At 44.9% G+C, this 904-nt stretch carries 1 protein-coding gene; it reads left to right on the top strand.

All coding sequences use genetic code 11. From position 1 onward, the window contains the following. Positions 1–134: 134 nt before the first annotated feature. Positions 135–617, top strand: coding sequence for a hypothetical protein (locus tag EAO38_RS08575; protein ID WP_121022878.1), 483 nt, complete (start codon positions 135–137; stop codon positions 615–617). The last annotated feature ends 287 nt before the right edge of the window (positions 618–904 follow it).

Genomic DNA, 904 nt, shown 5'->3' with positions numbered 1-904 from the left:
TCTCTATCACGAGGCGATTAAGGCGCACATGAGTGAGCAAACCAACCCAAGCCTTTGATAGCGTGCTAGACAAAGCGGCATTGCAAAATTATATCAGTATGGAGATCCTGCAACAAGCCCCCACAGAGTTATAAATGGCGATTAATAATGTCGTGCAAAGGGGAGGCAAGGTGTGTGCCTACGATGAAAATGGCGAGGAGCTTTTTAGTAAATCTGGGGAATTGGTGCGCTACACGAGCGATGCCGTCTTTGTGAGGCGGGGCAATCGGGTTTGCCAACTTGATATGTATGACTATGTGGTGGATGGAAATGTTAAGGAGGAGACGCAATCTGGGAATGAGCTTGCAGGTTTTATCTTTCTTGTATTGGGTTTATTCTATGGTCTCTTTTGGCTTTTGCGTTTCTCATTGCGGCACTACCGCATCACATCAGTGATTGTTGTTATTCTTTTTGGGTGTGTTCTGCTAGCAGGTCTTTTTTCTCCAAGTCTTAAGCCACACCAAGAAAAAGCTGTGTCCTTTAGCAAAGATTACAACCACCGGCAACAAGCCTTTCACGATGCGATGGATCTCTTCACACAGCAAAACTACAAAAAAGCCCAAGAGCGTTTTATTTAGCTTGCCCAAATCAAATACCGCCCTGCCTTTAGCGCTTATGTGGGAGCAACGCGCCTATAAAGAAAAGTTCTACTACAAGCGTGTCCCAAAGTGTACAGAGTAAATAAGCCCATGCCATCTAGCAGAAAACCCACTCTAAAAACCAGTACAAAAACTGCATACGGATTCATTAAAAGAAGTTTTATCCCTAACACCCCAGCAAGAGAGTCCTGTGCCTTTTCCCCAGACAAACAAATGCCAAGGGCAATTCTCTAAGAAAGGAGGTGATCCAACCGCAGGTTCACCTA

The organism is Helicobacter vulpis, assembly GCF_003660395.1.
GTDB classification, from domain to species: domain Bacteria; phylum Campylobacterota; class Campylobacteria; order Campylobacterales; family Helicobacteraceae; genus Helicobacter; species Helicobacter vulpis.
Note: the sequence above shows the minus strand (reverse complement) of the source record. Positions and strands in the feature narration are given on the sequence as shown.

Bases quoted from the DNA above. Each gene is read 5' to 3' on its own strand.
- EAO38_RS08575 (WP_121022878.1), top strand. From the start codon at position 135: ATGGCGATTAATAATGTCGTGCAAAGGGGAGGCAAGGTGTGTGCCTAC.